The sequence below is a fragment of the Streptomyces sp. NPDC014623 genome (assembly GCF_043088245.1).
GTDB lineage: Bacteria > Actinomycetota > Actinomycetes > Streptomycetales > Streptomycetaceae > Streptomyces.
The window spans coordinates 88242-113399 of sequence record NZ_JBIBZU010000021.1 but is presented as its reverse complement, the minus strand read 5'-3'; the positions used below and the strand labels follow the sequence as shown (position 1 = coordinate 113399).

At 71.4% G+C, this 25158-nt stretch carries 20 protein-coding genes; 6 read left to right on the top strand and 14 right to left on the bottom strand.

Features of this window, described 5'->3' with window-relative positions; all coding sequences use genetic code 11:
* Positions 1-2 precede the first annotated feature (2 nt).
* Together ACF1FZ_RS28565 and ACF1FZ_RS28560 are read right to left on the bottom strand one after the other, a co-directional pair.
* On the bottom strand, positions 3-1025 hold the full coding sequence (locus tag ACF1FZ_RS28565; protein ID WP_391776269.1) for a PhoH family protein: 1023 nt from the start codon (positions 1023-1025) through the stop codon (positions 3-5).
* 127 nt (positions 1026-1152) lie between these two features.
* Positions 1153-2256, bottom strand: coding sequence for a carbohydrate kinase family protein (locus ACF1FZ_RS28560; protein ID WP_391776268.1), 1104 nt, complete (start codon positions 2254-2256; stop codon positions 1153-1155).
* Positions 2257-2626: 370 nt separating this feature from the next.
* Between ACF1FZ_RS28560 and ACF1FZ_RS28555 the strand changes: the two genes are divergently transcribed.
* Positions 2627-3985: an MFS transporter gene (locus ACF1FZ_RS28555; protein WP_391776267.1), complete on the top strand. Its 1359-nt coding sequence runs from the start codon at positions 2627-2629 to the stop codon at positions 3983-3985.
* Here the strand turns inward: ACF1FZ_RS28555 and ACF1FZ_RS28550 are convergent.
* From ACF1FZ_RS28550 to hrcA, 7 genes are all read right to left on the bottom strand, one after another.
* A complete protein-coding gene (locus tag ACF1FZ_RS28550; protein ID WP_391776266.1) occupies positions 3949-4941 on the bottom strand; it encodes an adenosine deaminase in 993 nt (330 codons plus the stop codon). The two genes, ACF1FZ_RS28555 and ACF1FZ_RS28550, sit on opposite strands and share 37 nt — an antisense overlap.
* 10 nt (positions 4942-4951) lie before the next feature.
* A complete protein-coding gene (locus ACF1FZ_RS28545; protein WP_391776265.1) occupies positions 4952-5860 on the bottom strand; it encodes a ribonuclease Z in 909 nt (302 codons plus the stop codon).
* A gap of 13 nt (positions 5861-5873) precedes the next feature.
* Positions 5874-6233, bottom strand: coding sequence for a histidine triad nucleotide-binding protein (locus ACF1FZ_RS28540; RefSeq protein WP_391776264.1), 360 nt, complete (start codon positions 6231-6233; stop codon positions 5874-5876).
* Between the two features lie 72 nt (positions 6234-6305).
* Positions 6306-7052: a 16S rRNA (uracil(1498)-N(3))-methyltransferase gene (locus ACF1FZ_RS28535; protein WP_391776263.1), complete on the bottom strand. Its 747-nt coding sequence runs from the start codon at positions 7050-7052 to the stop codon at positions 6306-6308.
* On the bottom strand, positions 7049-8122 hold the full coding sequence (locus ACF1FZ_RS28530; RefSeq protein WP_391776262.1) for a nitronate monooxygenase: 1074 nt from the start codon (positions 8120-8122) through the stop codon (positions 7049-7051). The genes ACF1FZ_RS28535 and ACF1FZ_RS28530 overlap by 4 nt, the downstream gene beginning before the upstream one ends.
* A 120-nt stretch (positions 8123-8242) precedes the next feature.
* A complete protein-coding gene (gene dnaJ / locus ACF1FZ_RS28525; protein ID WP_391776261.1) occupies positions 8243-9382 on the bottom strand; it encodes a molecular chaperone DnaJ in 1140 nt (379 codons plus the stop codon).
* A complete protein-coding gene (hrcA, locus tag ACF1FZ_RS28520; RefSeq protein ID WP_362549380.1) occupies positions 9383-10399 on the bottom strand; it encodes a heat-inducible transcriptional repressor HrcA in 1017 nt (338 codons plus the stop codon).
* 165 nt (positions 10400-10564) lie between these two features.
* Between hrcA and ACF1FZ_RS28515 the strand changes: the two genes are divergently transcribed.
* The 3 genes from ACF1FZ_RS28515 to ACF1FZ_RS28505 all read left to right on the top strand — a co-directional run bounded on the left by ACF1FZ_RS28515 (position 10565) and on the right by ACF1FZ_RS28505 (position 15136).
* Positions 10565-11287 carry an MBL fold metallo-hydrolase gene (locus ACF1FZ_RS28515; RefSeq protein WP_391776260.1) on the top strand — a complete coding sequence of 241 codons (723 nt, stop codon included), beginning with the start codon at positions 10565-10567 and terminating at the stop codon, positions 11285-11287.
* 24 nt (positions 11288-11311) lie between these two features.
* Positions 11312-12130, top strand: a complete 819-nt coding sequence (locus ACF1FZ_RS28510; protein WP_391776259.1) for a DUF3097 domain-containing protein — start codon at positions 11312-11314, stop codon at positions 12128-12130.
* Between the two features lie 120 nt (positions 12131-12250).
* On the top strand, positions 12251-15136 hold the full coding sequence (locus ACF1FZ_RS28505; RefSeq protein WP_391776258.1) for an ABC transporter substrate-binding protein: 2886 nt from the start codon (positions 12251-12253) through the stop codon (positions 15134-15136).
* Between the two features lie 129 nt (positions 15137-15265).
* On the opposite strand, the gene hemW is transcribed toward ACF1FZ_RS28505, so the two are convergent.
* The 4 genes from hemW to lepA form a co-directional block, all read right to left on the bottom strand.
* Positions 15266-16498, bottom strand: coding sequence for a radical SAM family heme chaperone HemW (gene hemW, locus ACF1FZ_RS28500; RefSeq protein WP_391776257.1), 1233 nt, complete (start codon positions 16496-16498; stop codon positions 15266-15268).
* 11 nt (positions 16499-16509) lie between these two features.
* On the bottom strand, positions 16510-18480 hold the full coding sequence (locus ACF1FZ_RS28495) for a SpoIIE family protein phosphatase (RefSeq protein WP_391776256.1): 1971 nt from the start codon (positions 18478-18480) through the stop codon (positions 16510-16512).
* A 172-nt stretch (positions 18481-18652) separates the two neighbouring features.
* Complete coding sequence (locus tag ACF1FZ_RS28490; RefSeq protein WP_391776255.1) at positions 18653-20542, bottom strand: AMP-dependent synthetase/ligase; 1890 nt, start codon at positions 20540-20542, stop codon at positions 18653-18655.
* 352 nt (positions 20543-20894) lie between these two features.
* Positions 20895-22769, bottom strand: coding sequence for a translation elongation factor 4 (gene lepA / locus ACF1FZ_RS28485; protein WP_391776254.1), 1875 nt, complete (start codon positions 22767-22769; stop codon positions 20895-20897).
* A 215-nt stretch (positions 22770-22984) separates the two neighbouring features.
* Between lepA and rpsT the strand changes: the two genes are divergently transcribed.
* On the top strand, positions 22985-23251 hold the full coding sequence (rpsT, locus tag ACF1FZ_RS28480) for a 30S ribosomal protein S20 (protein ID WP_014156344.1): 267 nt from the start codon (positions 22985-22987) through the stop codon (positions 23249-23251).
* A 209-nt stretch (positions 23252-23460) separates the two neighbouring features.
* On the opposite strand, the gene holA is transcribed toward rpsT, so the two are convergent.
* The gene (gene holA / locus ACF1FZ_RS28475) at positions 23461-24450 is read right to left on the bottom strand and encodes a DNA polymerase III subunit delta (RefSeq protein WP_391776253.1); all 990 of its coding nucleotides are present in this window, start codon (positions 24448-24450) and stop codon (positions 23461-23463) included.
* An 89-nt stretch (positions 24451-24539) separates the two neighbouring features.
* Here holA and ACF1FZ_RS28470 point away from each other — a divergent pair, with 89 nt between their 5' ends.
* Positions 24540-24785, top strand: coding sequence for a hypothetical protein (locus ACF1FZ_RS28470; RefSeq protein ID WP_391776252.1), 246 nt, complete (start codon positions 24540-24542; stop codon positions 24783-24785).
* Positions 24786-25158 lie beyond the last annotated feature (373 nt).

Sequence of the window (25158 nt, the reverse complement as noted above, 5' to 3'; positions counted from 1 at the left end):
GGCTACTTCCCGTTGCGGCCCTTGGGGCCCTCTGCGTTGTCGTACTTCTCGTACGCGTCGACGATACGGCCGACGAGCTTGTGCCGGACGACATCCTGGGAGGTGAGCCTGGAGAAGTGCACGTCCTGGACATCCTCCAGGATCTCCTGGACCTGGCGGAGACCGCTCTTGGTGCCGTTCGGCAGGTCGACCTGGGTGACGTCGCCGGTGACGACGATCTTGGAGTCGAAGCCGAGGCGGGTGAGGAACATCTTCATCTGCTCGGCGCTGGTGTTCTGCGCCTCGTCCAGGATGATGAAAGCGTCGTTGAGGGTCCGGCCACGCATGTACGCCAACGGCGCGACCTCGATCGTGCCCGCGGCCATCAGCCGGGGGATCGTGTCGGGGTCGAGCATGTCGTGCAGGGCGTCGTAGAGCGGCCGCAGATACGGATCGATCTTGTCGAAGAGCGTGCCGGGCAGGAACCCGAGCCGCTCCCCCGCCTCGACGGCGGGCCTCGTGAGGATGATCCGGCTGACCTGCTTGGACTGCAGGGCCTGGACCGCCTTGGCCATGGCGAGATAGGTCTTGCCGGTGCCCGCGGGGCCGATGCCGAAGACGATGGTGTGCTTGTCGATCGCGTCGACGTACCGCTTCTGGTTGAGCGTCTTGGGGCGGATCGTGCGGCCACGGCTGGAGAGGATGTTCTGGGTGAGCACCTCCGCGGGGGTCTCGGCGCTCTCCCCGTCGCCGTTGCCGCTCGCTCTGAGCATGGCGATCGAGCGTTCCACAGCGTCCTCCGTCATCGGCAGCCCGGTGCGGAGCACCAGCATCATCTCGTCGAACAGGCGCTGGATCAGGGCGACGTCCGCCGCACTTCCAGTCGCGCTTATCTCATTGCCCCGGACATGGATGTCGACGGCCGGGAACGCCGTTTCGATCACGCGCAGCAGCGAATCGCCCGACCCGAGGAGCATCACCATGGGGTGTGCGGCCGGGATGTTGATCTGGGCGCGCGCCTGCGGCTGTGTAGGTGACTGAGTCATGGGCCGGCCCTCGGGCCTGCGCATACCTCCCGTTGCAGGGCCGTCGCTGCTCGACCGCCTCTGGACTACCAGCGTACGACTCCTGACCGCCGACACCGAGAGGTTTTACCCGGTGATCATCAGCCTTTCACTGCCGGAAGCCGATGGTCGGAACGGCACGGCGCAGGGGCCACGCCCTGCTCGTGGCGGGCAGGAGCTCCTCCAGGAAGGCGTAGCGCCGCAGGGCCGCGGGATCCTGGCCGGCGCAGGTGCGTACCTGCTGCCACCAGCCGCCGATCTCCGCCCACCCGGGCGCGGACAGTGATCCGCCGAACTCCTGCACCGACAGGGCCGCCGTCAGCCCGGCGAAGGCGAGCCGGTCGGCGAGCGGCCAGCCGGCCAGCGTCCCCGCGACGAACCCTGCGACGAAGACGTCCCCCGCTCCGGTCGGATCCAGGGCCTCGACCTCGATGGCGGGCACCTCGGCGGCCGTGCCGGCCACCCGGTCCACCGCGTAGGCGCCCTCCGCCCCCAGGGTGACCACGGCGAGGGGAACCCGCTCGGCCAGGGCGTGGGCGGCGGCGCGCGGGCAGTCGGTGCGGGTGTAGCGCATGGCCTCCTCGGCGTTGGGCAGGAAGGCCAGGCAGTGGCCCAGATCAGGCAGGGCGTCCAGGTCCCAGCGGCCGGTCTCGTCCCAGCCGACGTCGGCGAAGACCATCGCGCCGTTCCTGGCGGCCCCGGCCACCCAGGGCTCGCTGCGACCGGGGGTCAGCGAGGCCACGGCGGCGCGGGCGCGCGGGGGGCAGTGCGGGAACATGCGACCGGGCACCACGGACGCCTCGGGGGCCGGCGCCTCGTGACCGTGCGAGACCATCGTGCGCTCGCCCTCGTACGCCATGGAGACGGTGACAGGTGAGTGCCAGCCGGGGACGGTGTGCGACATGGTCAGGTCGATGCCCTCACCCTGTTCGAGGGCGTCCCAGCAGTACTCGCCGTAGTGGTCGTCGCCGAAGGCGGCGGCCAGCGAGGTGTGCAGGCCGAGGCGGGCGAGTGCGGTGGCCATGTTGGCGACACCTCCGGGGCTGGAGCCCATCCCCCGGGCCCAGGACTCGGTGCCGCGTACCGGTGCGCTGTCCAGACCGGTGAAGATGATGTCCAGGAAGACCGTGCCGGTCAGGAAGACGTCACAGGCGGGGTCCTGCGGGGCGCGCAGCCCGAGCAGCGGGTCGATGTGTGGATCAGCTGTGTTCACCGTGCGCCCCCTGCCGTGGCAGATCTGAACAGTGCGTGATGGGCCCAGTGTGCCGGATCGGCCCCCGGCCCGATGACCCGCGCCGCACCGCACACACATACTCCGACCTGCGCAAATACGCGCTGCTACCCGGCTTTGCCACACATAAACCAATCTGTGACTCAGATCACATCAAGCCGACTTTCCGTCGTCGGGGCGCGCTTGATACAAATTGGCCCGCGAGCACCGTTCGGGACAGTTGACGACGAGTGCCGCTTTTCCCGCATTTTCTCGCTCCCCTCTGCCTCACCTCTGCCTTGCCCTCCCCTGCCTCACCCCGCTCCGCCCTCCCCTTCCTCCTGCCTCCTCAGGCATGTCTTCAGGAACGCCCATGTCCTCGCGCCCCCGCGCCGCGTGGCCCCTGGTCGCCGTCTTCACCGCCGGTTACCTCGCCGCCTATCTGCTCCCCACCATCGTCGGCCGCCTCGGCACCTATCTGGGGCTGAGTCCGGCCCAGGCCGGTCTGGTCGGCAGCGCCCTGCTGCTCAGCTCGGCCTCGGCCGGCTTCGCGCTGGCGGGACGCGTCGAGAGACACGGGTCGCGGAGAGCCGCGCGTGCGGGGCTGCTGCTCGCCGCGCTCGGCTACGGCTGCGCGGCACTGACCGCGTCGGTGCCGCTGGTGATCGCGGGGGTCGTGATCGGTGGTTTCGGCTCCGGTACGGCGACCGCCGTCGCGGCGTCCGGCATCGCCGCGCAGCACGATCCGCACCGGACCTCTTCGCTCGGGCTGCTCAGCGTCTCGGCGACAGCGGGCGCCCTCTACCTGACGGTCCCCCACCTGGGCGGCGGCCACCGGCTGCCGTTCGCCTCCATCGCGCTGGTCGCCCTGCTCGTCTGGCCCGCCACCTCCCGGCTGGGGGAGTCGACGGCCGCCGGCGGGGCCTCACCCGTGCAGGGACGGCTGCCGCACCGGCGGTCGGGGCTGGTGCTGGCGGGCGGGATGCTCATCTGGTCCATGGCACAGAACGCCCTGTGGGGCGTGAGCAGCCGCATCGGTGCCGACCAGGTGGGCCTCTCCGAAGTGACCGTGGGAGCCGTGTTCGCCGCCGCGCTGGGCGCGGGGTTGCTGGGCGTCATGGGTGCCGGCGTGCTGGGGGCCAGGCTCGGGCGGGCTGTGCCGATCGGCCTCGGCACGGTGATCATCGCGGGGAGCATCGTGCTCAGCTCCTCGGCCGAGGACCTGGGGTCGTTCGCGACCGGGGAGATCGCGTGGAACACCTTCTACCCGGTGGTCCTGTCGTATCTGATCGGGCTGGCGGCCTCGCTGGACGTGCGCGGTCGCTGGGCGGTTCTCGCGGGCTCGGCCTCGTCCGTCGGTACGGCCTGCGGCCCCCTGCTCGGCAGCGTGCTGTCCGAGCAGGCGGGCTACGCGGTGATGGGCCTGGTCCTGGGCGCAGCGACCCTCCTGGTCGCGGCCCCCGTCACCGCGGTGGCGCTGCACACCGGGGGACGCCCGCTGGTGCCCGGTTCCGTCCGGCGCAGGGGTGGTGCCCCCGCCGCGCTCCTCGCCGCCACGACCAACAGCCTGTCCGGCGCCGTGCCCAAGCTGGGCGCGCCGGAACAGGCGGTCGCGGAGATCAGCGTGCCCGCGCCATGGCGCAGGCGGCTGGGGCGGAGCGCGTTCCGCACGGCGGGACCGGCCGGCGGGGCCGGTCAGTCGAACGCGTACGCCTCCACCTCGGAGAGGTAGCGCGCCCTGCGCTCCTCGTCGTGGTCGAGGAAGGCCGCCTCGAAGGAGTTGCGGGCCAGGGTGCGCAGCTGTTCGCGGTCCAGGCCGAGCGCCTCGTGCACGGCCTGGAAGGTGTCTCCGGCGTATCCCCCGAAGTAGGCGGGGTCGTCGGAGTTCACCGTGCAGAGCAGGCCGGCGTCCATCATGGCCCGCAGCGGGTGCCGCTCGAGCACGTCGATGGCGCGCAGCCTCACGTTGGAGAGCGGGCAGAGCGTCAGCGGGACCCGCTCGGAGACCAGCCGGTCCACCAGCTCCGGGTCCTCCATACAGCGCAGCCCGTGGTCGATCCGTTCGACACCGAGGACGTCCAGGGCCTCCCGGATGTACTCCGGCGGGCCCTCCTCACCGGCGTGGGCGACCTTGCGCAGGCCGAGGGCCGTGGCCGCCGCGTACACCTCGCGGAACTTCGCGGGCGGGTGGCCGACCTCCGCGGAGTCGAGACCCACGGCGCTGATGCGGTGCAGGTACGGCTTCGCGGCTTCCAGGGTCTCCAGGGCCGACTCTGCGGACTTGTCGCGCAGGAAGCACATGATCAGCTGGGTGGAGATGCCGTGCTTCTCCTCGCTGCGGTCCAGTGCCCTGCCGAGCCCTTCGATCACGGTGCCGATCGGGACGCCGCGGTCGGTGTGGGCCTGCGGGTCGAAGAAGATCTCGGCGTGCCGGACACCCTGCGCGGCGGCGCGGGCGAGGTAGGCGTCGGCCAGTTCGGCGAAGTCCTCCTCCGTGCGCAGTACCGCCATGAGGGCGTAGTAGAGGTCCAGGAAGCTCTGCAGGTCGTCGAAGAGATAGGCGGTGCGCAGGGCTTCGGTGTCCGCGTAGGGCAGGTCCACACCGTTGCGCGCGGCGAGTGCGAAGGCGAGCTCGGGTTCGAGGGTGCCTTCGATGTGGAGGTGGAGTTCGGCTTTGGGGAGGTGCACGGGGTTCTCGTTACGTGTGGCGGGTGGGTACCGGGACCCTGATCAGGTCCTGGGCGATGGTCAGTTCGCCTTCGAAGCCGGCTGCCCTGGCCTGGCGCTCGAAGGCGTCGGGGCCGGAGTAGCGCTGGGAGAAGTGCGTCAGCACGAGGTGCCGTACACCCGACTCCTTCGCCACCCGGGCCGCCTGGCCGGCGGTGAGGTGGCCGTGGTCGGCGGCGAGCCGGCTGTCCTCGTCGAGGAACGTCGACTCGATGACCAGCATGTCGCATCCGTCGGCGAGGGCGAACGCACCGTCGCAGAGCCGGGTGTCCATGACGAACGCGAAGCGCTGTCCGCGCCGGGTCTCGGAGACCTCTTCCAGCGGAACGCCGCGCAGGGACCCCTCCCGCTGGATCCGCCCGACGTCGGGCCCGGCGATGCCGTGTTCGGCGAGCTTCGCGGGCAGCATGCGCAGCCGGTCGGGTTCGGTGAGGCGGTAACCGTAGGCCTCCACGGGGTGCGAGAGCCGGTGGCTGTCGAGGGTGTACGCATCCGTGGTGGCCAGGACGCCGTCGGCGGCGACCGGGGCCTCGGTGAGCTCGACCGATTCGCGGTACGCGGTGGAGTACCGCAGCCGGTCGAAGAAGCGCTGTCCGCTCGCCGGGAAGTGCGCGGTGACGGGGTGCGGGACCTGGTCGAGGTTGATCCGCTGGATCACGCCCGCCAGACCCAGCGCGTGGTCGCCGTGGAAGTGCGTGACACAGATCCGGTCGATGTCGTGCGCGGCGACGCCCGCCCGCAGCATCTGGCGCTGGGTCCCCTCGCCGGGGTCGAAGAGGATGCCCTCACCGTCCCAGCGCAGCAGGTAGCCGTTGTGGTTGCGGTGACGGGTCGGCACCTGGCTGGCGGTGCCGAGGATCACGAGTTCTCGTACGGACACGGGTGGGGAGCGTCTATCCGGGGGGCCACTGCATCCCGCGGCCCCCCAGGACGTGGGCGTGGGCGTGGAAGACGGTCTGCCCGGCGCCCGCGCCGGTGTTGAGGACGATGCGGTAGCCACTCCCGGCGATCTTCTCGTCGGCGGCGACGAGCCCGGCCTCGCGCAGCACGTCGGCGGCGACCTGGGGTTCGGCGGCGGCGAGCGCGGCGGCGTCCGGGTAGTGCGCCTTGGGGATGACCAGGACGTGCGTCGGGGCCTGGGGGTTTATGTCGCGGAAGGCGACGGTCGTATCGCTCTCACGGACGACGGTCGCCGGGATCTCCCCTGTAACGATCTTGCAGAACAGGCAGTCGGTCTGCGGCTCTCCCGCCATGGCCCGGCCTCCTCGGTCGTTCGGTCCTCGTGATCAGTACACCGGCATGCTATCCGGCCCGGCGGGGCGGGATCAGCTCCAGCGCCCGGTGCGCCCCATCAGCAGGGCCGCCGCGGCCGTCCCCGCGGTCGAGGTGCGCAGCACGCTGGGGCCGAGCCGGTACGGGGGCGCTCCCGCCTCGGCGAAGGCGGTCAGCTCCTGGGGTGAGACCCCGCCTTCCGGGCCCACGACCAGCACGATCGTGCCGTGGGCGGGGAGTTCGGCGGTGGCGAGCGGCTCGCTGCCGCTGTCACGGTCCTCGTGCAGGACACCCGCGAAGTCCGCCCCGGCCAGCAGGGCGGCGACCTGCTTGGTCGTCATGGCCTCGGCCACCTCGGGGAAGCGCACCCGGCGCGACTGCTTGCCCGCCTCGCGCGCGGTACCGCGCCACTTGGCGAGGGATTTCAGTCCGCGGTCTCCCTTCCACTGCGTGATGCAGCGCGCGGCCTGCCAGGGCACGATCGCGTCGACGCCCGTCTCGGTCATCGTCTCCACGGCGAGCTCACCGCGGTCACCCTTGGGCAGTGCCTGGACGACGGTGATCGACGGGGTGGGAACGGGCTCCTCGTGCACCTGTCCCAGGCCGCCGACGACGAGCCTGTCCTTGCCTTCGGCCGCCCGTACGACGCCTTCCGCCCAGCGGCCCCGCCCGTCGGTCAGGACCACGTCCTCCCCCGGGTTCAGCCGCTTCACCGACACGGCGTGCCGCCCCTCGGGGCCGTCCAGGACGAATTCCGGCCCCTCTGCAAGCCGTTCGACGACGAAGACCGGTGCCGTCACTGGGCACTCCTCACACTCACGGCCGCACGCGCGGCTTCCGTCTCGGCGGCGAGCAGGCCCACCAGTTCCCCGGCGGGCAGCTCGCGTGCCAGCCGGTGCCCCTGTCCCGCCCACAGAGCCATGCCCTGGGCGTCCTCGCTCCGGGCGGCGGCCTTACGCAGCCCGCTGGTCAGCTGGTGCACCTGCGGGTAGGCGGCGGGGGCGTACGGGCCGTGCTCCCGGACGAACCGGTTGACGAGCCCGCGCGCGGGACGGCCGGAGAAGGCCCGGGTCAGGGCCGTCGTCACGAACAGCGGATTCGTCAGGGCCTGCTTGTGCAGCGGGTGCGCTCCCGACTCGGGGCAGGGCAGGAACGCCGTACCGAGCTGCGCCGCGTCGGCACCGGCCGCCAGGACCGCGGCGATCTGGGAGCCGCGCATCAGCCCGCCCGCCGCGATGAGCGGCAGCCGCACGGACTCGCGGACCTCGGTGATCAGGCAGAGCAGTCCGGTGCCGGTGAGACCGGCCTGCGGGTCGTCGCGGTGCGTGGACTGGTGACCGCCGGCCTCGGTCCCCTGGACGCACACGGCGTCGGCGCCCGCCCACTGCGCGTTGCGCGCCTCCTGGGCCGAGGTGACCGTGACGACGGTGAACGTCCCGGCGGCGGTGAACGCTTCGAGGACTTCGCGGGCGGGGCACCCGAAGGTGAAGGAGACCATGGGGACGGGATCCTCCAGGAGGATCGCGACCTTGGCCTCGTAACCGTCGTCACCGCAGGAGTCCGGGTCGCCGAGAGGGGTCTCGTACCAGGAGACCTCACCGGCGAGCTGCTGGCGGTAGACCTCGACGGCGCCGGCGTCGGCGACCAGGGGCTGCGGCATGAAGAGGTTGACGCCGAAGGGACGGCCGGTCAGCCTCCGGAGCTGCTTGACCTCGTTGTACATCCCGTCCGCCGTCTTGTAGCCGGCGGCGAGGAAACCGGTCCCCCCGGCCTCGGCGACGGCGGCGACCAGCTCCGGGCGCGACACACCGCCCGCCATGGGGGCCTGCACGATCAGGTGCCGGCAGAGGTCGGTCAGCGCCAAGGACATGACCGCATCGTGCCACGTCCGGCGGATCGTGCCGAATCAGCCCTTTCACCCGGCGGGCGGCCGCCGCGCACACCGCACCGCACCGCCCGCCGGTACCGGCGGGCGGTGGGACGGAGGATCTCAGCGGCCGTTGAAGGCGTCCTTCAGGCGGGAGAAGAGGCCCTGCTGTCCCGGCTGGAACTGCCCCGTGGGCCGCTCCTCGCCACGCAGCTTCGCCAGCTCCCGCAGGAGGCGCTCCTGCTCGGGGTCCATCTTCGTCGGGGTCATGACCTCGACGTGCACGATGAGGTCACCGCGCCCGCCGCCGCGCAGGTGCGTGATGCCGCGCCCGTGCAGCGGGACCGACTGGCCGGACTGGGTGCCCGGCCTGATGTCGATCTCCTCCAGACCGTCGAGCGTCTCCAGCGGCACCTGGGTGCCGAGCGCCGCGGCCGTCATCGGGATGGTGACCGTGCAGTGCAGATCGTCCCCCCGACGCTGGAACACGGCGTGGGAGAGCTCGTGGATCTCCACGTACAGGTCGCCGGCGGGACCGCCGCCGGGGCCGACCTCGCCCTCGCCCGCGAGCTGGATCCGGGTGCCGTTGTCGACACCGGCGGGGATCTTCACGGTCAGGGTGCGCCGCGAGCGGATGCGGCCGTCACCGGCGCACTCGGGACACGGCGTCGGGACGACCGTGCCGAAACCCTGGCACTGCGGGCAGGGCCGGGAAGTCATGACCTGGCCGAGGAAGGACCGGGTGACCTGGGAGACCTCACCGCGGCCGCGGCACATGTCACAGGTCTGCGCGGAGGTGCCGGGAGCGGCGCCCTCGCCACTGCAGGTCGTACAGACGACCGCCGTGTCGACCTGGATGTCCTTGGTGGTGCCGAAGGCCGCCTCGTTGAGGTCGATCTCCAGCCGGATCATCGCGTCCTGGCCGCGCCGGGTCCGCGAACGGGGCCCGCGCTGCGCGGCGTTGCCGAAGAACGCGTCCATGATGTCGCTGAAGTTGCCGAAGCCGCCGGCTCCGAACCCTCCCGCGCCACCGCCACCGCCCGACTGGGACAGCGGGTCGCCGCCGAGGTCGTAGACCTGCTTCTTCTGCGGGTCCGACAGCACCTCGTAAGCGGCGTTGATCTCCTTGAACCGCTCCTGGGTCTTCGGATCCGGGTTGACATCCGGGTGCAGCTCGCGTGCGAGCCGGCGGAATGCCTTCTTGATCTCGTCCTGAGATGCGTCGCGGCGCACGCCGAGTACGGCGTAGTAGTCCGTGGCCACTTACGACTCCGCCAGGATCTGTCCGACGTAACGTGCCACTGCGCGTACCGCTCCCATCGTTCCGGGGTAGTCCATGCGGGTCGGTCCGACCACGCCGAGTTTGGCGACTGCCTCGTCGCCCGAACCGTAGCCGACCGCGACGACGGACGTGGAGTTGAGGCCCTCGTGGGCGTTCTCGTGCCCGATCCGTACGGTCATGCCTGAGTCCGTTGCCTCACCGAGCAGCTTCAGCAGCACGACCTGCTCCTCCAATGCTTCCAGCACCGGCCGGATCATCACAGGGAAGTCGTGCCCGAAGCGGGTGAGATTGGAGGTGCCGCCGATGATCAGCCGCTCCTCCGTCTCTTCGACCAGAGTCTCGAGGAGGACGGAGAGCACCGTCGACACGGTTCCCCGGTCCTCGGTCTCGAAGGACTCCGGCAGGTCCTGCACCAGCCGCGGGACGTCCGCGAAGCGTCGTCCGACGACCCGGCTGTTGAGCCGGGCCCGCAGATCGGCCAGTGACGTGTCACCGAAAGGCGCAGGACAGTCGATCATACGCTGCTCGACCCGGCCCGTGTCCGTGATCAGAACGAGCATCAACCGGGCCGGAGCCAGGGACAGCAGCTCCACGTGCCGGACCGTCGACCGGGTCAGCGAGGGGTACTGCACGACGGCGACCTGCCTGGTCAGCTGCGCGAGCAGCCGGACCGTACGGCCCACGACGTCGTCGAGGTCGACCGCGCCGTCGAGGAAATTCTGAATGGCCCGCCGCTCCGGCGACGACAGGGGCTTGACGCCCGCGAGCTTGTCGACGAAGAGACGGTAGCCCTTGTCCGTCGGGATGCGCCCCGCACTCGTGTGCGGCTGCGCGATGAAGCCCTCGTCCTCCAGCACCGCCATGTCGTTGCGGACAGTCGCCGGGGAGACCCCGAGGCTGTGCCGCTCCGTGAGCGCCTTGGAGCCGACGGGCTCCTCGGTGCCGACGTAGTCCTGGACGATGGCGCGCAGCACTTCGAGTCTGCGTTCACTGAGCACCGCGCACACCTCCAGCTGTGGTTCTCCGGCGTCTGCCTGGCACTCTGCGCGTTCGAGTGCCAGCGTTCCCCCCGGCCAGTGTACGGGGGCGGGGTGGGGCGGGGGCAAGGGCGACCGGCCACGCCCTCACAGGACTGCGCAGGTCGTTGCCGATAGCGTCGCCGCATGGACGTCTCTTGGGAAGAGTTCGGCTGGGAGCGGTTGGGCAACGGTGCGGGACGGCGGCGCCTTCCCGTCTGGGACGCGACCGCCGCGCTGGTGGCGGGAGCGGACTCCGTGCTGCTCTACGACACCGGTTCGACGCTCCGGGAGGGTGTCGGGCTGCGGACCCAGGCGGAGGCCCTGCTGGGCCGGAAGGTGACGCATATCGCACTGAGCCATCCGCACTTCGACCATGTGCTGGGCACCGCCGCGTTCTCCGGGGCGGAGGTCTACGGGGCGGTCGGCACGGCTGAGCTGCTGGGGCGGGGCGCCGGGGAGCTGCGTGCGGACGCGCTGCGGCACGGGATGAGCGAGGCGGACGCCACAGCGGCCACGGACGCCCTGGTGGCTCCGCGGCATCAGGTGAGCGGCGAGTGGACGCTCGACCTCGGCGGCGGACTCCAGGTGCTGCTGGCCGATGTGGGCCCCGGCCACAGCGGCCACGACCTCGCGGTGCTGGTGCCCGGCTCCCCCGCCGTGGTGCTCTGCGGCGATCTGGTCGAGGAGTCCGGCGAACCGCAGGCGGGCCGGGACGCGGTGCCCTCGCACTGGCCGGCCGCACTGGACCGGCTGCTGGAGCTGGGCGGCGAGGACGCGGTGTACGTGCCGGGGCACGGGGCGGTGGTGGGCGCGGCGTTCGTGCGGGCGCAGCGCGATCAACTGGCCAGGCGCTTCGGCGTGTCGTGAAAGGGCCCCGTTTATCGTCGTGCCATGCGCAGCTACCAGCCGGACCTGACCCCGCCGTGGAAGAAGTCCGCCCCCGTCCCCGAGGTCCCCGCCGAGCCCGACCTGGTCGTCGAGGAGGCCGTCACCGGATTCTGCGGGGCGGTGGTCCGGTGCGAGAAGACGGCCCAGGGGCCGACGGTCACGCTGGAGGACCGCTTCGGCAAGCACCGGGTCTTCCCTATGGAGCCGCGCGGTTTCCTGCTGGAGGGCAGGACGGTCACCCTCGTGCGCCCGTCGGCCGGCGGCCCCGCCCGCCCCTCACGCACGGCCTCCGGCTCGGTGGCGGTTCCCGGGGCGCGGGCGCGGGTGGCGCGGGCGGGCCGGATCTACGTCGAGGGGCGGCACGACGCCGAGCTCGTCGAGCGGGTCTGGGGTGACGACCTGCGCATCGAGGGCGTGGTGGTGGAATACCTGGAGGGCGTCGACGATCTCCCGTCGATCGTGCGGGAGTTCGCCCCCGGGCCGGACGCCCGGCTCGGTGTCCTGGTCGACCATCTGGTGCCCGGTTCCAAGGAGTCCCGTATCGCCGCTCAGGTGACCGACGCCCACGTGCTGGTGGTGGGGCACCCGTACATCGATGTCTGGGAGGCCGTGAAACCGTCATCCGTGGGCATTCCCGGGTGGCCGGTGGTGCCGCGCGGGCAGGACTGGAAGACGGGCGTGTGCCGTGCGCTGGGCTGGCCGGAGAACACCGGCGCGGCCTGGCAGCACATTCTTTCCAAGGTCGGCTCGTACAAGGACCTTGAACCACAACTGCTGGGCCGCGTGGAGGAGTTGATCGACTTCGTCACTCTCCCTGCCTGATGCCCGGGGCCGGTCGGGAAGGATCCGGTACCGATCCCCGTGAACACCTGCGCCGCACACGCACCATCCGTTATTGAGGGTGTGAGGGCACGTCCGGGCACAGGGGGAGGCACGGGGCGGATGACGCGCGAAGTGTGGCGGGACAGTGCGGAGAACGAGGCGGCCTCCGCCGTCTTCCACCTCATGCAGCAGCTGATCGACCGGTACCGGGTCAACCGGCCGGTGATGCCTCTGGTGGTGGCGCAGGCACAGGACGCTTCCGCCGGCCCGGAGATCGACGTCCGGGTCGAGCGGATCGTCCATCAGGTCCACCGGGCGAACCAGCTGCGCCGGGTCCCGGTGAAGCTGCTCGACGGCACCGGCGACACCCCTTACGAAGCGGCGCTCTCCATGGTCCGCACCCTCACCGAGCGGCCCTGGGAAGCCCGGGGCACCTCGCAGTACAAACCCTTCGCCTTTCCCCGCTCACGGTTGCTCGCCGCCATCGAGCAGGCCACCGCGACGGTCGTCGCGCAGCCGGAGCGGAGCTTCGACCGTGACCGCGACGAACGCATCCTGGAACAGCTGGGCAGCCTGCGCTGGCGGGCGAACCGGTCGGGGCGCAACAGCTGGGGGGACTCGCTGCGCGCCTCGGTCCGCCCGGAGACCTTTCTGGGCGCCGTCTTCATCGCCGTGCTCAGCGTGCTGCTGGGCGAGATCGGCTGGGCGCTGACCGTCCTGGTCGCGGCCGCGGCCCTGGTGGGCCTGACCGTCGTACGGCTGATGACGAGGGTGGCGCCGCCGCTGCTGTGGCTGCGCCCGGCCAGCAGGTGGCTCGCGACCACCTCGTCACTCGCCGCGTCGAGCACCGCGTATCCGTCCGACGGCTGGTCGCGCTTCTCCCCCAGCGGTTCGTGGCGGGTGATCCGGGCGCGGGCCGCCGCCGTCGCGGAGCGGGTGGCCGACGCGGGGGCGGGCGACGAGCACGCGCGCCAGTTCCACCTGGAGCTGCGGGTCCAGGCGCTGCTGGAGGACCTGCTGGACAGCTACCGGGCGCACGCCCTGGACTGGCGGCGCAGCAAGCGCACCGTCCCGCCGGTGGTGTTCCTGCCGACGGCCACCCAGGACAACGGCGGCATCCTGCTGATCAACGCCATCAACAACGTGCGCTCGCGGCGCAGCGAGGTGGACCCGCTGCTGCTCCTCGCCTCGCTGCCGGCCGACCGGATCATGCGGCACACCCCGCCGCTGCCCCCGGAACCGCCCGCGAACAGCGGCGCCAGTTCAGGCGCCCGCGCACGGTACGAGACCTGGGTCGAGGACCTGAGCGTCGGCCAGGCCCCGGCGGCGGCCGTCCGGCTCGCCTGGGTGCTGCGGCTGCCCCTCCCCACTGAGCAGCTGACCCACGAGCACGCCCATGTCCAGCTCGTCACCCACCGGGTCCGCCGGACCTGGGCCTGGTGGGTGATGTCGGGGAGGGCCGTCGCCCTGGTGCTGGTCGGCGCGCTGCTGGGGACCTTCCTGTGGAGTGAGCACTGGAAGGAGACGTACTGCCACGGGCCGCTCGTCGGCCGCAGCACCGACGCGCTCAGGCTGGCCGGTCCCGGCGGTGCCAAGGAGTGCATCGGGGTGGCGACGGCCTCCGAGGTGCGTTTCGCCGCGGGCAACTCCCTGCGGCTGAACGGAGTGGGCGAGAGCGTCACCTTCGAGCGGATCGAGCAGGCCGTACGGGAGCAGAACGCCCGTATCGGAGCGGACGAACCGCACGTCACCGTCGTCTACGCGGGTCCGCTGACCGGCACGGCCACGAACAGGGAGGACACCCGCAAGGGGCTGGAGGAGCTGACCGGCGTCTACCTCCACCAGCGGTTCGTCAACGACACGGCGAACCGTTCGGTCAAGCTCCGGGTCCTGACCGCCAACGGAGGCCAGGACATGCTGCGGCAGACGACGGCGGTGAAGAAGATCATCGAGGTGGCCCGGCGGGACTCCTCCGTCGTCGGCGTGGTGGGCCTGGGCCGCAACACCACGGACAGCGCGGCGGCGACGGGGCTCCTCCAGCGCGCCGGACTGCCTGTGGTGGACACCACGAATTCCAGCAGTGACCTGGCCCGCGAGTACCCGAACTACTTCGGCCTGGCCACGACCGACGAGGAACAGGCGGACGCCGTCGGGCTGATCGCCGGCCAGCTGGCGGACCGGCTGGACGATCCGCAGGGGGTCGTCCTGTCCAGGAAGGTGGGCAACGAGGACAAGGACCGCTACACCACCGAGCAGCGGCGGGTCGGTCTGCGGATGCTGAAGGAATCCGGCTTCGCCGTGACCGCCGACACCCAGTACTCCTTGTCCAAGGACGGCGGCTCCGCCAACCTCGACGCACCGCTGCACGCTGTCTGCGGAGCGGAACGCGTACCCGACGCCCTGTATTTCGCCGGCCGGGTCGAGGACGTCAACACGCTGATGTCCGGTCTCGGACAGACGGCCGGCTGCTCGGACAAGGCCATCACGGTCTTCACCGGCGACGACCTGACCAAAGCGCGCTTCGACGACTCGACGAAGCTCGCGGACAAGGTCACGCTCTACTACGGCGCGCTCGCGCCCATGAGCCGGGGCGGCGGCCGGGCGTTCTACGAGGACTCCCGCAAGACGCTGGAAACACTGCTCCCCCAAGGGCAGCGGCTGCCCGCGCTGCCGAAGGAGCGTCCGTACGAGGACAAGCTGTTCGCCAGCGGGCAGACCGTCATCTCCTACCAGGCGACGGCGGTCCTCTACACCGCCGCGACCCGCGGCGACACCCCCCGGAGCGCGGCGGAGACCTGGGCGACGCTGTACTCGGTGGCCCTGCACGACATGCCGACCGGGACCATCACCTTCCGGGGGACGATTCCCTACACCGACCAGAAGGTGCACGGCGTGAACGTCGTCGAGGTCACGCGTCCGGGGCCGGACGCGCGGAGCCGCATCGTGTGCGGCCGGGCCGCGGGTGACAGGACACCGCTCACCCGTGCGGACTGCCCGGTGCCGTAGGGGCTCCGCGGCGGCCCGGGGCCGAAGACCGGTCCCCCGCCGGACGCGCGGACACCGAGTGGCGGCCTGTGCCTTCGCGCGGCTGTACGGACCGCTCCGGCCGTCGGACCGTCCGGTCCGCGGCGGCCCTCAGTCCACCAGGTCCCGCACCACGGCGTCGGCCAGCAGCCGGCCCCGCAGTGTGAGGACCGCCCGGCCCTCCCCGTACGGTCCGGGCTCCAGCAGTCCGTCCGTCACCGCGCGGCCTGCCGCCGCGCGGCCTGCGGGGGCCAGGAGCGACAGCGGACAGCCCTCGACGAGCCGCAGCTCCAGCAGAATGCGCTCGACCCGCCGGTCCTCGTCGCCGAGGACCTCACGGCCGGCCCCGGGCGAGCGTCCTTCCGCCAGGGCCTGGGCATAGGCCCCGGGGTGCTTGACGTTCCACCAGCGCACTCCGCCGACGTGGCTGTGGGCGCCGGGCCCGGCACCCCACCAGTCGGCCCCGCGCCAGTACAGCTCGTTGTGCAGGCAGCGGCCCTCGGGCGTCCGGGACCAGTTCGAGACCTCGTACCAGGAGAAGCCCGCCGCCGCCATCGCCTCGTCGGCGATCAGGTAGCGGTCGGCGTGGACGTCGTCGTCCGTCATCGGAACCTCGCCGCGGCGGATGCGCCGGGCGAGCTGGGTCCCCTCCTCGACGATCAGCGCGTACGCGGACACATGGTCGGGGCCGGCGCCGATCGCCGCGTCCAGGGAGGCCCGCCAGTCGTCGTCGGACTCGCCGGGGGTTCCGTAGATCAGGTCGAGGTTGACGTGCTCGAAGCCGGCCTCGCGGGCCTCGGCGACACAGGCCTCGGGCCTGCCGGGTGTGTGGGTGCGGTCCAGGACCTTCAGGACATGCTGCCGGGCGCTCTGCATGCCGAAGGAGACACGGTTGAAGCCGCCTTCCCGCAGCGTCGCCAGATACGCCGGATCGACGGATTCCGGGTTGGCCTCCGTGGTGATCTCGGCGTCCTCGGCCAGCCCGAACTCCTCACGGATCACTGCGAGCATCCGGACGAGGTCGGCGGCGGGGAGCAGGGTCGGCGTGCCGCCGCCGACGAAGACCGTGCGGACCGGGCGGGGGTCGTCGCCGAGCACCTTGCGGGCCCGGCGGACCTCCTCGGCCAGGTGGGCGGCGTAGTTGTCCCGGGACGCCAGGGCGCCACCGGAACCGCGCAGCTCGGTCGCGGTGTAGGTGTTGAAGTCGCAGTAGCCGCAGCGGGTGGCGCAGTAGGGCACGTGCAGGTAGAAGCCGAGCGGCCGGCCGGCGGCGCCTTCCAGGGCGTGGCGGGGCAGTGCCCCGTCGTCGGGCACGGGCTCACCATCGGGCAGTACGGAAGGCATACCGTCCATTGTCACTCGCCGGCGGAGCTGCCCCGCACATCCGCGTTCCCGTCGTCCGTGTATCCGTCGACCTGGATCACGAGCATGGCCAGGTCGTCGTCGGACGGCCGCTCGGCGAAGGTGTGGACGGCCTGCTTGATCCGGTCGGCTATCCCGGCGGCCGGAAGCCCCGTACAGCCGGCCAGCACCCGTGCGAGGCCGTCGCCGTCGTCGAACATCAGCCGCCCGGAGCGCCGCTCCGTCACTCCGTCCGTGACACAGAGAAGGCTGTCGCCGGGGGCCAGGTCGAAGCTCTGGCTGCCGTACGCCACGTCCTCGACGACTCCGAGCAGCACCTGCGGTTCGGCGGCCGGGCGTACGGAGCCGTCGGGCCTCAGCAGCAGCGGGAGCGGATGGCCGGCGCTCGCCACGGTGCAGCGCACCCCGCCGCCCGGGAGCGGCACGAGGTCGCCGTACAGCAGGGAGAGGAAGCGGGACTGGGAGCCGTCCTGCGTCTGCGCGTCGCCCGGGATCTGCTGACCGCCCGCCGCCGCGACCATCAGGGCCGCGGCATCGGCCGCTTCCATGGCGTCGTCCAGGAGGAGCCGGTTGAGCCGGTCGAGGACCTCTCCGACGCGGTAGCCCTCCCGGGACAGCAGGCGCAGCCAGGGCCGGGCGAGGCCGGTGACGACGGCGGCTTCGGGGCCGCTGCCCTGGACGTCTCCGAGCACGAAGCACCAGCGGCCGCCGGGGCACGGGAAGAGGTCGTAGAAGTCGCCGCCGACCACGCCGTCACCCCCCGGCTCGTACACCAGTGCGCTGGTGACCCCGGGGATCTCGGCGACCTTGCTGGGCAGCAGACCGCGCTGCAGGATGCGGCTGATGGTGGCCTGCCGGGTGTAGGCGCGGGCGGCCCCCACAGCGAGGCCGACCCGGCGCACGAAGTCCGCGAGGAGGGCGGCGACCTCCTCGGGGATGTGGTCGGCACCCTCGCGGCCGACGAGGACGGCGCCGAGCGTGCGCCCGCCCGAGATGATCCGGTGGGCGAGCGCGGCGCCGGCGCCGTCCCCGCGCGGCGTCGTGGCGCTCACGGGCCACGGCATGGGGACGGGGCCGGTACCGACACTTCCGGGTAAGCGGAGCGGCTCCTTCTCCAGGGCGGGGCGCAGCAGCTCGGTCCGGGTCTCGTCACGGTGCCAGACACCCGCGAGCCGGGGGACGGCCGCCGGGCCGCCCCCCTCGCTCTCCAGCCATATCGCACACCAGTCGGCGAGCCGGGGCACCAGGAGCGGACCCGCCGTCGAAGCCACCAGGTCCTCGTCGAGCTGGCCCGCGAGCAGGCCGGACGCCTCGGCGAGGAAGGACAGCCCGCCACCCCCGGACCAGCCCGCGTCGTCGCGCACGGTGTGCCCGGACACGGGGACGAGGATGCCGCCGGGGCCCGGCCCCCGCCCGCCGGAGGCGTCGTCGGCAGCCTGGGGGCCGGGCAGTCCGTAGTGGTCGTCCCCGGGGAGACGGGCCCAGACGGTCTTGAGCCCGGTGCGGTAGGTGATCCCCCAGGATTCGGCGAGGGTGGCCACGAGCTGGAGTCCGCGGCCGTACTCGGCGGGGTCGGGCCGCTCGGCGCGGCTGTCGCGCACCGACCGCGCCGGATGGTGATCGGTGATCTCCAGCACCAGCGCGGCCGGCTCGGGCCCGGCGGAGTCCTCCAGCCGCAGGAGCAGCTCGACCGTCGTTCCGGCGTGCACGACCGCGTTGGTGACCAGTTCGCTGGCCACGGTCAGCGCGTCGTCGGTGAGCCGTTCGCCGAACTCACCGGTGGAGGGCAGGCCGAGCCCGGCCCAGTCGGCGAGCGCGGCCCGGACGAATCTGCGGGCCGCGGCCGAGGCCTGCGGGATTCCGGGCAGGCTCGTGCGGGCGACCGGACGGGGGTCGCCGCCCTGGCCTGCGACGACGGTGCCGGGACGCTGGGCGATGTCCCGCTGCAGGGGAATGGGACCCACGGTGCGGCTCCTGACGGTCTCGCGAAACGCCGCTGACGTATCCCGACAGAGTGGCAGACCGGACGCGCCCGTGGACGCCGAGTGACGGAAGTGGCCGGAGCCGGCAGGGGACGGGGCGGGGCCGGTGGGTGCGCGCGCACCCACCGGCCCCGCCCCGTCCCGCTCCTCGCTGTTACACCTCGCGGGAGCCCGCGTACATGTCGTCGATGAGGTGCTTGTACTCACGCTCGACGACCGGCCGCTTCAGCTTGAGGCTGGGGGTCAGCTCGCCGTGCTCGATGTCGAGGTCGCGCGGCAGCAGCCGGAACTTCTTGATGGTCTGCCAGCGCTGCAGGCCCTCGTTGAGGCGCTGCACATAGCCCTCGATGAGCTGCACCGTCTGCGGCGACGCCACCACGTCGGCGTACGGCTTGCCGCCCAGCCCGTTCTCCTGCGCCCAGCCGAGGATGGTCGGCTCGTCGAGCGCGATGAGAGCGGTACAGAAGTTACGGTCCGCGCCGTGCACCAGGATGTTGGAGACGAACGGGCACACCGCCTTGAACTGTCCCTCGACCTCCGCCGGAGCGATGTACTTGCCGCCGGACGTCTTGATCAGGTCCTTCTTGCGGTCGGTGATCCGCAGGTAGCCGTCCTCGGAGAGCTCGCCGATGTCACCGGTGTGGAACCAGCCGTCGGACTCGAGCACCTCGGCGGTCTTCTCGGGCAGCCGGTGGTAGCCCTCCATCAGGCCGGGTCCGCGCAGCAGGATCTCGCCGTCGTCCGCGATCCTCACCTCGGTGCCGGGGAGCGGCTTGCCGACGGTGCCGGTGCGGTAGGCCTCGCCCGGGTTGACGAAGGAGGCGGCACTGGACTCGGTCAGCCCGTAGCCCTCCAGGATGTGGATGCCCGCTCCGGAGAAGAAGAGGCCGATGTCGGGGGCGAGGGCGGCCGAACCGGAGACGCAGGCGCGGAGCCGGCCGCCGAAGGCCTCTCGGATCTTCGCGAAGACGAGGGTGTCGGCGACCTTGTGCTTGGCGCCGAGCGCGAAGGGCACGGAGGCCTTGCCGGTGCGCCGGAAGTTGTCCTGCGAGACGGTGGCGTACTCGCGGGCGACGCCGGCCGCCCACTGGAAGATCTTGTACTTCGCGCCGCCGCCGGCCCGTGCCTTGGCGGCGACACCGTTGTAGACCTTCTCGAAGATGCGGGGAACAGCCGCCATGTAGGTCGGCTGGACCACCGGGAGGTTTTCGATGATCTTGTCGACGCGGCCGTCGACGGCCGTGACGTGACCGACCTCGATCTGGCCGGACGTGAGCACCTTGCCGAAGACGTGCGCGAGCGGCAGCCAGAGGTACTGGACGTCGTCCGCGGTGATCAGACCGGTCGCCACGGTCGCCTTGGCCATGTACGACCAGTTGTCGTGCGGCAGCCGTACGCCCTTGGGGCGGCCGGTGGTGCCCGAGGTGTAGATGAGCGTCGCCAGCTGGTCCGGGGTGATGGCGGCGACCCGGTCGGTGACCGCGTCCGGATTCTTCACCAGGTATTCGGTGCCCCGGGCCTCGAGCCCTGCCAGAGTGAGGACCCAGTCCGCGGGGTCGCCCTCCGCGGGCTCGGCGCCGGCCGGATCGATGACGACGACGTGCGCCAGTCCGGGCAGCTCGGCCCTGCTCTCCCGGGCCTTCGCCAACTGGGCGGCGTCCTCGGCGATCAGGACACGGCTGTCGGAGTCGGCCAGGATGAAGGCGGACTCCTCGGTGTTGGTGGAAGGGTAGATGGTCGTGGTCGCCGCGCCCGCGCACATCACGCCGAGGTCGGCGAGGATCCACTCGACGCGGGTGGAGGAGGCGAGCGCGACACGCTCCTCCGGCCGGACCCCCAGGGCGATCAGGCCGGCCGCGATGGCATGGACCCGCTCGGCTGCCTGCGCCCAGGTGAGCGACTTCCATTCGTCCGGCCCCTGGCCGGAGGCGGCCGGCACCGGATAGCGGTACGCCTCCCCGTGCGGGGTGGCCGCCACGCGGTCGGTGAAGAGAGTCGCCACGGAGGGCGGTCGGCTATCGATCAGGGTCTGTGTGTCGCTCACGACGTCCTCCGGGCCTGCGGCATTGCTACGACCGGCTCATGGGTGCTGCTGCTTGTATGTCCTGCTTCTCGTTCCCGCTCGGCCTGCTTGTTTAACTGGCGAGTAACTAACGGGTGGTGATCAGAGTAGAACGCGCGGGACCGTCGCGTAAGAGGCGGCAGGCCGCCGCTTGATAACGAACCGGGCCCCCGTGCCGCGGATGTCCGCGGCACGGGGGCCCGTCGGGCTACTCCCGGGTAGGTGCCGACCGGTTCGCCCGGGAAGGTGCGGCCGGCCCGCCCGGGCGGCCCGGAAGGCCGTACCGGGCGTGCCTGGAGGCGGCGCCGGACATGCCCGGGAGGCGGGCCGGGCGCTACTTCTTACCCTTGCTCTCACCGGCTGACTCGTCGGTCGACAGGACGGAGATGAACGCGTCCTGCGGCACCTCCACGTTGCCGACCATCTTCATCCGCTTCTTTCCTTCCTTCTGCTTCTCCAGCAGCTTCCGCTTACGGGAGATGTCACCGCCGTAGCACTTGGCGAGGACGTCCTTGCGGATGGCGCGGACGGTCTCACGGGCGATGACACGGGAACCGATGGCCGCCTGGATCGGCACCTCGAAGTTCTGCCGCGGAATGAGCTTCTGCAGCTTGGCGACGAGCCGGACACCGTACGCGTACGCCGCGTCCTTGTGCGTGACCGCGGAGAAGGCGTCGACCTTGTCGCCGTGCAGCAGGATGTCGACCTTGACGAGCTGGGCGGCCTGCTCACCCGTGGGCTCGTAGTCCAGCGAGGCGTAACCCCGCGTCTTGGACTTCAGCTGGTCGAAGAAGTCGAAGACGATCTCCGCGAGCGGCAGGGTGTAGCGGATCTCCACCCGGTCCTCGGAGAGGTAGTCCATGCCGAGCAGGGTGCCGCGCCGGCTCTGGCAGAGCTCCATGATCGCGCCGATGAACTCGCTGGGCGCCAGGACCGTGGCCCTCACGACCGGTTCGTGCACCTTGTCGATCTTGCCCTCGGGGAACTCGCTCGGGTTGGTGACGATGTGCTCGCTGCCGTCCTCCATGTCCACGCGGTAGACCACGTTGGGGGCGGTGGCGATGAGCTCCAGCCCGAACTCGCGCTCGAGGCGCTCACGGATCACGTCGAGGTGCAGCAGACCGAGGAAGCCCACACGGAAGCCGAAGCCGAGCGCGGCCGAGGTCTCCGGCTCGTACACCAGGGCGGCGTCGTTGAGCTGGAGCTTGTCCAGGGCCTCGCGCAGGTCCGGGTAGTCGGAGCCGTCCAGGGGGTAGAGCCCCGAGAACACCATCGGCTTGGGGTCCTTGTAACCGCCCAGAGCCTCGGTCGCCCCCTTGTGCAGGGAGGTGATGGTGTCACCGACCTTGGACTGCCGGACGTCCTTCACACCGGTGATGATGTAGCCGACCTCGCCCACGCCGATGCCGTCGGCCGGGGTCATCTCCGGGGAGGAGACACCGATCTCCAGCAGTTCGTGGGTGGCGCCCGTGGACATCATCCGGATGCGCTCACGCTTGTTGAGCTGGCCGTCGACGACCCTGACGTAGGTGACGACTCCGCGGTAGGGGTCGTAGACCGAGTCGAAGATCATCGCGCGGGCGGCCGCGCCCGCTTCGCCGACCGGGGCCGGCACGTCCCGGACCACCCGGTCGAGCAGGGCGTCCACGCCGATACCGGTCTTCGCGGAGACCTTGAGCACATCCTCGGGCTGGCAGCCGATGAGGTTGGCCAGCTCCTCGGAGAACTTCTCGGGCTGCGCGGCGGGCAGGTCGATCTTGTTGAGCACCGGCACGATGGTGAGGTCGTTCTCCATCGCCAGGTAGAGGTTGGCCAGCGTCTGCGCCTCGATGCCCTGAGCGGCGTCGACCAGGAGGATGGTGCCCTCGCACGCCGCCAGGGAACGGGAGACCTCGTAGGTGAAGTCCACGTGGCCCGGAGTGTCGATCATGTTGAGGATGTGGGTCGGGCCCTTGCCCTCACCCTCGGTGGGCGCCCACGGCAGACGTACCGCCTGGGACTTGATGGTGATGCCGCGCTCGCGCTCGATGTCCATCCGGTCGAGGTACTGGGCGCGCATCTGCCGCTGGTCGACCACTCCCGTCAGCTGGAGCATCCGGTCGGCAAGCGTCGACTTGCCGTGGTCGATGTGCGCGATGATGCAGAAGTTGCGGATCAGCGCCGGGTCGGTACGGCTCGGCTCGGGCACGTTGGTAGGAGTCGCGGGCACGCAGGGTCCTGATTCTTGAGACGCCGGACGCCGTGTCTCGGGTCGAAGTCGGGTCGGACGGATCGATACGTAGCCTCCATGGTCCCACGCCTGCGGGGCCGCGACCGGTTTGGGCCGGTCCGGAGGTGACTGCTACCGTGGGCAGCTGTGCCTCGTGGCCCTCAGAAGCGGCGTGGCGCACATAGGAGATCCAACGAACCTGAAAAGGCTCTTTCGTGGCGAACATCAAGTCCCAGATCAAGCGGAACAAGACGAACGAGAAGGCGCGCCTGCGCAACAAGGCCGTCAAGTCCTCGCTCAAGACCTCGATCCGCAAGGCCCGTGAGGCTGCCGCTGCCGGTGACGTCGAGAAGGCCACCGTGGCCGTCCGTGACGCCTCCCGCCAGCTCGACAAGGCCGTCTCGAAGGGTGTCATCCACAAGAACGCCGCCGCCAACAAGAAGTCGGCGCTGGCGCTCAAGGTTGCCGCCCTCCAGGGCTGAACCACTGATGTGATCGCCGGAACGGACTCAGCGGGCCCTCTCTCCCGCTCCTGACCGGCACCCCGCGCCGCACACCGAACCTGCGTTCGCCACGCGGGTGCGGCGCACCGAGCGTGAACCGAAGGCCCCGGCCGACGTCCTCCCCAGGACGTCGGCCGGGGCCTTCGTACGTGGTCCGTCTACGGGGGGGGGCCGCCTGCGGGTGGGAGTCAGCGGCCGCCGGAGCGTGCTGCGCGGGCGATGGCGACCACGGCCTTCTCCAGGGCGTATTCGGGGTCGTCCCCGCCTCCCTTGACGCCGGCGTCGGCCGCCGCGACCGCGGTCAGGGCCGCCGCCACCCCGTCCGGTGTCCATCCACGCATCTGCTGGCGGACCCGGTCGATCTTCCAGGGCGGCATGCCGAGCTCCCGGGCCAGGTCCGCCGGCCGGCCGCCCCGGGCCGAGGAGAGCTTGCCGACCGCCCGGACCCCCTGGGCCAGGGCACTGGTGATCAGGACGGGGGCGACGCCGGTGGACAGCGACCACCGCAGCGCCTCCAGCGCCTCCGCCGCCCGGCCCTCGACCGCACGGTCCGCGACGGTGAAGGAGGAGGCCTCCGCCCGGCCCGTGTAGTAGCGGCCCACCACCGCTTCGTCGATGGTGCCTTCGACATCGGCGGTCAGCTGCGAGACAGCGCTCGCCAGCTCCCGCAGGTCACTGCCGATGGAGTCCACCAGAGCCTGACAGGCCTCCGGAGTGGCGGAACGTCCCAGCGCCCGGAACTCCGAGCGCACGAAGGACAGCCTCTCGGCCGGCTTGGTGGTCTTGGGACACGCCACCTCACGCGCCCCCGCCTTCCGCACCGCGTCCAGCAGTCCCTTGCCCTTCGCACCGCCCGCGTGCAGGAGTACGAGGGTGATCTCCTCGGCAGGGGCGCCCAGGTACGCCTTGACGTCCTTGACGGTGTCGGCGGAGAGGTCATGCGCGTTGCGGACGACGACCACTTTGCGCTCGGCGAAGAGCGAGGGACTGGTGAGCTCCGCGAGCGTGCCGGGCTGCAGCTGGTCCGGGGTGAGGTCGCGGACGTCCGTGTCGGCGTCGGATGCGCGGGCCGCGGCCACCACTTGCTGCACAGCACGGTCCAGGAGCAGGTCCTCCTGGCCCACGGCGAGCGTGACGGGGGCGAGCGGATCGTCAGTGGGATTACGTCTGGTGGCCATCGCCTCCAGCATCCCACGCCCTTGTGACAACGCTGCGGGGCAGCCGCCCCGGCGGACCGCAGATCCCGGGCGTACCGGAGAATGAGCGGGTGAACGAAGTGAGACATGTGCTGGTGCTGCCGGACCGCGACACGGCCGAGGAAGTCGCCGGTGAGCTGCCCGACAGGTTCGGCGTCACCGAGGAACCGCAGCTCGTGCGTGATGCCCTGGCGGGCGAGGACGACGCCGAGGACGCCCAGTGGCTGGTGGTGGTGGAGGACCCGTCCGCACGGCTGGCTCCCGCGGCACTCGACGCGTTCGCCGCGGAGTACGAGGGGTGGCTGGAGGCACCGTAGAGGCGCAGCCGTACGCCGGTACGCGTGAGCGGTGCCGGTCCATGCAGAGGATCTGCGGTGTCACCCCCTGGTAACGGCCCGGATGTCCGTCTCGATACGGGGGCCGGTGCCCGGCAGCTCGGCATTCCGGTGTCGGGCGGCATGGGGAGCCCTGCGAGGGCGTTGGTCCGCGCGGCGTCGGACTTCGCTCTGCTGCCTCGCCGACGGCGGAACATGTGCACGTACTCCCAGGGGGCGGTTCACCCCGGTCCTGACAGCCTGACGCCGCTGACGGAACGACAACCCGTCGGCGAATGCGCATTCGATCACCGCTGTGACGCTCGAACGAAATACACGCAGCGGCTCGGAGGAAGCCGTACCGGGCCGCGCCCTG